Below are 7,728 nucleotides of genomic sequence, written 5' to 3' on the forward strand. Positions count from 1 at the left end.
AGCTACACGGCCCTGGTCAAAAGCTACGGCCTGCAGCAGGAGTTCATCACGCCTTACAGCCCTGAGCAGAATGGCATGGTTGAGCGCGTGATCCGCACGCTCAAGGACCAATGCGTTCATCGCCACAGGTTTGAAACCCTGCAGCACGCCAGCCGAGTGATTGCGGACTGGATCAGTTGGTACAACCATCGGCGCCCTCACCAGGCGCTGAAAATGAAGACCCCCGCTGAGGCTTATGCGTTAGCGGCCTGACCTGTGCAGAAAGTGCTGGGTCAATACATCATCACCGCCGGTGTGCTGGTCGAAGGGGGGCTTCGCGAGGGGTCGACCCTCCTCAACGGCAGGTTGAAGCCTGCGCCCGATTGGCGCCCGACGTTGAAGGTGGTGTCGCTGGACATCGAGACCAGCGCCACCGAAGAGCTGTACTCGATCGCACTCGACAGTGCCGGCGACAGGGTGGTGTTCATGCTGGGGCAAGCCGCAGAGCCGGCAGCGCCACCGAAAGACTTCAGGCTGGTTTACTGCCCCACACGGCAAGAGCTGATCGAGCAGCTCAACGCCTGGATCGTAGCCCATGACCCCGACGTCATCATCGGCTGGAACGTGATCCAGTTCGATCTGCGCGTGCTGCAGAAGGCGGCCGATGCCAACGCCGTGCCGCTGCTGCTGGGGCGCGAGCGGCGGCCCATCGCATGGCGTACGCACCCGGGCCGTCAGGGCTACCTGTTCGCGCCCATGCCTGGGCGCGTGGTGGTCGATGGCATCGAAGCGCTGAGGGCGGGCATGTGGAGCTTTCCGTCGTTCAGCCTCGAAGCGGTGTCGCAGCAACTGCTGGGCGAGGGCAAGGAGATCGGCGACGCCTACGACAAGATGGCCGAGATCGAGCGCCGCTACCAGCAAGACAAGCCGGCACTGGCCAGCTACAACATCCGCGACTGCGCGCTGGTGCTGCGCATCTTCGACCAACTGGAGCTGCTGCCCTTTGTGCTCGAACGGGCACAGACAACGGGTTTGCAGATCGACCATTTTGGGGGCTCCATCGCCGCCTTCAGCCACCACTACCTGCCGCGCATGCACCGCCTGGGCTACGTGGCCCCGAACGTGGGCGACATCGCGGCCAAGGCCTTCCCTGGCGGCTATGTGATGGACTCGACGCCGGGCTTCTACGACTCGGTCGTGGTGCTGGACTACAAGAGCTTGTACCCCTCCATCATCCGGACCTTTCTGGTGGACCCTGTGGGCCTGGCCGAGGGCACCAACGCGGAGACCGATACCGGGCTGGTGCAAGGCCCGCAAGGCACGCTGTTCTCGCGCGAGAAACACTGCCTGCCCGGCATCGTGACCACCCTGTCGAACGCCCGGGACGAGGCCAAACGGGCCCACAACCAGCCGCTGTCGCAAGCCCTGAAGCTGCTCATGAACTCGTTTGCCGGCGTGCTGGGCGCGTCAGAGTGCCGCTTCTTCAACCCCAAGCTGGTGTCGGCCGTGACCCTGCGCGGCCACGAGATGATGAAGCTCACCCGGGCATTTGTGGAGCAGCGCGGCTACCAGGTCATCTACGGCGACACCGACTCGATCTTCATCTGGCTCAAACGCCCCTACCCCAACACCGAGGCGCACGCCATGGCGGCCAGCCTGGTGCAGCAGATCAACACCTGGTGGACCCACAAACTGCGCGAAGAGCAGCAACTGGAGAACTTTCTCGAAATCGAGTTCGACACCCACTACGCCAAGTTCTTCATGCCCACCATCAGAGGATCAGACGTCGGCAGCAAAAAGCGCTATGCCGGCCTGAGCGTCGATGAAGCCGGGCGCGAAGAGATGGTCTACCGCGGCCTGGAGATGGCCCGCAGCGACTGGACCCCCTTGGCACGCCAGTTTCAGGAGGGCCTGCTGTCGCGCATCTTCCATGGCGAGCCCTACCGGGCCTTCGTGGCCGACTATGCACGCTCGATGCTGGAGGGCCAGATGGACGCCCTGCTCGTCTACCGCAAACGCCTGCGCCACCGGCTCGACGCCTACCAGGTCAACGTCCCTCCGCAGGTGCGCGCAGCGCGCATCGCCGACGCCCACAACGCCCGGCTGAACCGCCCCCAGCAGTACCAGCGCGGTGGCTGGATCCAGTACGTGATGACGCAAAGCGGTCCCGAGCCCCTGGAGGCGAGGCATTCGCGCATTGACTATGAGCACTACCTCGCCAAGCAACTCCAGCCTATTGCCGATGCGATTCTGCAGCCCTTGGGGGAGAGTTTTGTGGGGCTGACGAGTGCGCAGAAGGTGTTGTTTTAGGGGCTGCTGGACGGGGCCTGACGTGATATCCAACGTCTTGGACTCACGTTTTTCGGCTATAAGCAATCCTCCAAGAGGCGATACCCAAAATGCCACTCACTTTTCGAACATGTCGCTTACTGAATGCCATTTGGTTCTGACTCGACTGGGGCGGTTCGATCAGGAACTGTTCGTATAAATAAAGCTAATCCTAGATCACTACGGAGCCCGCTTGTCGGCGGCGATATAGTTAACAACCCCTCAATAGGGCGCACCGACAATGCGCTTTCGAACCCATGAGCACCGTCCTAGGAACTGCACTCCTCCTCGTCAAGCAGATTGGCACCATGGCGATCAAAGCCATCCCGTTTATTAAGCCGCTAGCGGCTCAGAAGGCCGCAGCACAGGCGCCCGAAAAATTTAGGCCAATTGATGAAGCGTTATTCGACGACGTATTTCGGCGACTGATTGAGGCAGAGCCGAGTGACTCCATATTTACGCGAACCTACGATGCGGCCATATGCAAGCTGGTGACCCCAGACTTCATTAGAAATCCCAGCGTACGAGCTTGGTTGCGAATGCCTGATGTGAAATCCGACCTCCAACAACTAGCGTCATCGATCGCCTTGGATGCGGCGCGGCCAGAAGAATCCGTTAATCGATTGCAAGCGTCGTTCATCGAAGTTGGCTTTTCCAGCTCACAAGAAGCCGAGCCAGTCGTCATGTCGATCGGCGCCATGCTGGCAGCAAACATTAATGGAAACATAAAAGACAAGGGAACCGCAGCATTATTTGTTACAAGCCAAAAAGAGACAACCAAAAGCATTAAATTGCTCGACGACAAATTGGATAAACTCATTTTAGACAACACGAATTCGCATGGAACCCCAATCCTCATGCCGATTGACGTTGATTTAACAACAGGGGTCGTTTGGCGAGAATCGTTCCGCACGGCATCGCGAAGCCTTCTTGCTTGGCCGAAAAATCTAACTGATGGCAGCCATCTCACCCGCCCGGAAGTAGCTCAACTCCTTGAGACTATTCAAGCCAGTAAACACTGCGCCGTTGCACTTCTTGGTGCGCCTGGCTCAGGTAAATCTGCGCTCCTTGCGAGTCTTGGAACTGAACTGACTGAGATGGTCGGTATAGATGTACTGGCGATCAAAAGTGACCTTCTTAGTGCTGGCGTGGAGAGCGAAGAGGATTTAAGACGTGAGTTGAATCTACCCGAACTACCCTCAAAGATGCTAATGCAGCTAGCGACAAAGGGACCTGTTGTTCTATTGATTGACCAACTCGACGCATTGGCTGGACATCTAGACACTAAGACTAGTCGTCTCAGTGTGCTACTCAATCTGGTGAAGGTGGTAAGTCGAATTGAGGGCCTCAGTATCATCGTCTCGTCCAGGACGTTCGAGTACACGCACGACATGCGTTTGTCCAGCATTGAGGCTGAAAGCCTGACCCTGGAGCTCCCGTCTTGGGAGGTGATACAGCCAATCCTTGAATCCAACGGCATCAGCTCTTTTGGGTGGAACTCAGATGCCCGAGAAGTCATGCGAGTGCCGCAGCAGCTCAACACCTATTTGCAGCTCCGGGCCGCTGGAATTGATGAACCCTTTGCCAACTATTCCGCGATGCTCGACAGGCTTTGGACCGTGCACGTACTGCATGTGCAGAACGGTGGCCGAGTGGCCAATTTGGCCTACGACATTGCAGACCGAATGGCCAACACAGAGTCGCTATGGTTGGCGCCTTCTCGATTCGACGACCGCATCGAGGAAATGCATGTACTTGAATCGGTGGGCATCCTGACCAAAAGTACAGAAGGCGCTATTGGCTTCTCTCACCAGACCATTTACGAACACGTTCTTGCACGCAGCTTTGCAAAACAGGATGGAAGACTGTCGTCATATGTCGCTGCTCGCTCAAAATCGCTGTTCGTGCGTCCCAAAATTTGGGCAGCCTTGACATACCTCCGTGCAGTCGAGCCAGTCACATACCAGGTGGAATTGGCTGCTATCTGGGAGTCACCTACACTGCGCAATCATGTTCGCTATCTGTTGATTGAGTTCATGGGGTCCCAGCCGACCCCCGTACCCCACGAAGAAATTCTGCTGCTTGAAGCCGCCTCCAACGTCAACTTTCGTACCATGGTTTTGAAGGCCATAACCGGTAGCCCGGGGTGGTTTGAACGCCTCCATAGCGGTTTCATAAAGGAAGCGATGTCTGCGCCTACAACCAGAGACCTTTGCGTCGAACTCCTAGTTGCCGCATGGCAGCACAACTCAAGTGAGGTTCTCTCATTGCTTCGTCATGCCTGGTTATCAGACACAGAGAACGACCGCCTTACATTGTTCGTACTCCAAGAAACTCCCGAATGGACCGCAGAACTATTGGAGGTGGTGAAACAGATTGCTGCTCGGACCGAGATCGGTGTTTCTCAGGCTTATCATTTTGTGTCAGTTCTTGGTACGAGCCAGCCCATGGTTGCTATCGACCTCCTAAGTATCTTCCTGGAAGCTGAATGGTCTCGTGCAAAGTCTGATGCGATACGACGACAAGAGCTGACCACCGATAAATCAGCCGCCGACGAGGGTCGCGACGTTGAGTGGTATATGTTGCATAGACCATCGAAGCCTCTATCTGATTTCCTCGAAAACGCAAGTCAATGGGGAAGTGTTCCAGAAATTGCGGCGGCAGTCCCCGCTCACTTCTTAGATCGTCTATGGACCTGGTACCTCACAGCTTTCCAAGACATGAAGGACATAGGTGACTCAACCGAACCAAACTTCGGATATTCGTTGCCATACTCGGTGAATTATCGCTTCGATGGAGAGGATCGACGCGAACGATTAGAGCCCCCGCCTCTCCTGGAGTCGCTTGCGATTGCAGTTGAGCGCCTTGCTGATACAGAACCAGAAGTGGTTTGCCGGTGGGTCGCCACCCATGCGCACGTTGCTCTCGCTCCAGTGCAACGCCTTATTGCCCACGCGTTGGCACACAACCCCAACAAATCCTCAGCAGAAGCCTTGCAGTTCCTGCTAGCCGACGAGAGGCGCTACTTTCTCGGAAGCGTTTCTGATCCGTCAAGCACCACGCTTGCGCTTGTTAAAGCCTGTGCGACGCGGTGGACCTCTGAAGAGATTGAACAATATGTAGCACGAGTACGAGAGTTCGCTCCTGCCCGACCTCCTGACATGAGCAGTGGAAAAAAAATCCGAACCTGGAACCAGGTGATTCGGAAAACACGCATCATGTTGTTGAGCGCCCTACCGGACGCTCAGCGCCCATTAGATGTTCAACGGGAACTAGCTGAAGCTGCGAGAGCTACTCCTCGCAGTCCCCGCCCAGATGAAGATTTCATTGATGGCTTCGTTGGATCGCCTATGAGTGCAGCTCAGTTCAGCAGAGCGTCGACAGATGACATTGTCAACGCGTTCATGGAGATTCCTGACGCGACAGGCTGGGGCCACCCTAAGTACTTTGGACGCGGCGGGAACGTTCAGCTAGCCCGAGAATTTGCGGAATTCGCAAAGAGTCATACAGACCGAGCGATTGAAGTAATTGGATTTCTGACTCCCGATTTTGGTCAACGGCCTGCAGGCTATGCACTTGAAGCTCTCGCTGGCAGCCTCGCGCCGGAACGACTGATGGCAATAGTTCTCGACCTTGACAAGCGAGGCTTCGGCATGGGTGAATTTAAAGATTCCGCTTGTCGCGCTGTTCGACAATTGCTCAACAAAAATGTGACCATCAACGATGATGTTCTTGCCATGCTTGAGCGCTGGGTGGCCGCTTCGATAGATGGATCCGGGGAGGAGCTCTCCCTCGATATTGCAGAAGAGCTCACGATGAAAGATAAAGAGCGTGGACAGGAAGCTGAACACTTTCCTCTGTCCGGACATGGACATATTTCTGTTTTACCGAATGGAGACTTCCCCATCCTGTCGGTAATTGTTTCGGCGCGACTTCAACGGGGGGAGTTTGCCACCGTAACTAGCCTACTACGCCAATATCTCCAATACTCCAAAAATAAGGACATTTGGAAAAGTTTACTACCCGATCTAGTGTCGTTGCCAAGGCATGACTCGAAGGAAGGAGCCGACTTTATCGGAGAGGTTCTCTCTATCCCCGAAATTGATGGAAGTCGTGAGGCAACCCAATTTATGGCGAATGTTCATTGGAGTGCGATGGACCAAGTCATTGAAAATCTTGCCCGCTGGAAATATTCTGGGAACCTTGCTTCCCGCATAGGATTTGGCGAATTGGTAGCGCTTTTTGGACTCGTTAACCCGGACGCCGTCCAAGCTAGAAAGTGGCTTAGCGAGATCATTAATGATGAATTACTCTCGGATGCTCGGTCCGGAGCAGCGGCCACGGCGGCAGGTATTTTGTGGGGCAAACCGGAGTACCGATCGGCTACCACTGATTTGCTCCTCCGCCTACTAACCAGGAATGAGACCGCCGTGTGGCATCAGGTGTTTTCCGTGTTTAGGTTGGTCGACAAGTTGGCGCCCGAACCCGACACGGTACGACTCATGAGAGGAATTGCAGCATGCATCAACCACGCTCCAGCGCCCAAGGAGCCGTATGTGGTGGAACGCTTGGAGGGGCTACTTCCAAACCACGCAGACATCGTGGCTCAGATTGCATCCCAACTTATCCAACTCTGGCGGGACCGCCTTCAGGACGCCGGATCATCATTAGTGACAGCAGGACAAGAAATGATGGATTTAGCAATCACACTCCACCGTACAAAAGGAGTGGAACTTATGGGGTTGCAGATGTTTGAACAGCTCGTCGAAATCGATGCATACCAGGCTAGGGAAGTGCTCGATGAGATAGACCATCGAATACGGCCGGGCGTTAAGGCTTGGCGGCCCCGACTGCGGAGAAGGACGGGGCGTCGTACTCGCCAAGTGAGTGCGGGCTGAATATGTGCCGATCACTCAACCCGTCATGCTTTTTTGTTCGGTTTCTGATATGCCGGGCAGCTTCTCTTCTCGTACTTTGGTAGCACTGAGCGGTTATCGCCGATGCGATCAGTTCCGAGTCGCTACTTTTGAAGGACCATCCTCCGCGATCTGATACGCGTCACGACCGCAGTTTGGAACTAGAGCACTGGCCCCTAACAGGCCATGTGAATTTGGCTGGTGCGCTGGAGTGACCTGCCCCCTACAGACGTACCAATCAAAAGTGGAAGTCCAAGTTCAAGGTTAATCGATTTGTTTTTGAATTGAAGGTTGTTGAGCTGCATCGCCAGCGCGCTGGCGATGCAGCTCGGCAAAACGAGCCGGTGGTATGCGGCCCAGGCTGCTGTGTGGTCTGACTTCGTTGTAGTCCGTGCGCCAGATGGCCACGGATGTTCTGGCCTGGTGCAAGGTCTCAAACCAGCTCTCGTTGAGGTGCTCGTCGCGGAACTTGCCATTGAAGCTTTCGATGTATCCGTTCTGCATC

4 protein-coding genes are annotated in these 7,728 nt (G+C 55.7%); 3 read left to right on the forward strand and 1 reads right to left on the reverse strand.

The window, feature by feature from the left end; all coding sequences use genetic code 11:
• The 3 genes from F624_RS0131475 to F624_RS35275 all read left to right on the forward strand — a co-directional run.
• On the forward strand, window positions 1-252 hold a 252-nt coding region (locus F624_RS0131475), incomplete at its 5' end, for an integrase core domain-containing protein (RefSeq protein ID WP_019578340.1).
• A 3-nt stretch (window positions 253-255) separates the two neighbouring features.
• The gene (locus tag F624_RS0131480; RefSeq protein ID WP_019578341.1) at window positions 256-2,289 is read left to right on the forward strand and encodes a DNA polymerase II; all 2,034 of its coding nucleotides are present in this window, start codon (window positions 256-258) and stop codon (window positions 2,287-2,289) included.
• Window positions 2,290-2,564: 275 nt separating this feature from the next.
• The gene (locus tag F624_RS35275) at window positions 2,565-7,205 is read left to right on the forward strand and encodes an AAA family ATPase (RefSeq protein WP_157443740.1); all 4,641 of its coding nucleotides are present in this window, start codon (window positions 2,565-2,567) and stop codon (window positions 7,203-7,205) included.
• Between the two features lie 282 nt (window positions 7,206-7,487).
• On the opposite strand, the gene F624_RS0131495 is transcribed toward F624_RS35275, so the two are convergent.
• On the reverse strand, window positions 7,488-7,728 hold a 241-nt coding region (locus tag F624_RS0131495), incomplete at its 5' end, for an integrase core domain-containing protein (RefSeq protein ID WP_019577336.1).

The organism is Curvibacter lanceolatus ATCC 14669 (genome assembly GCF_000381265.1).
Classification (GTDB): Bacteria; Pseudomonadota; Gammaproteobacteria; order Burkholderiales; family Burkholderiaceae_C; genus Curvibacter; species Curvibacter lanceolatus.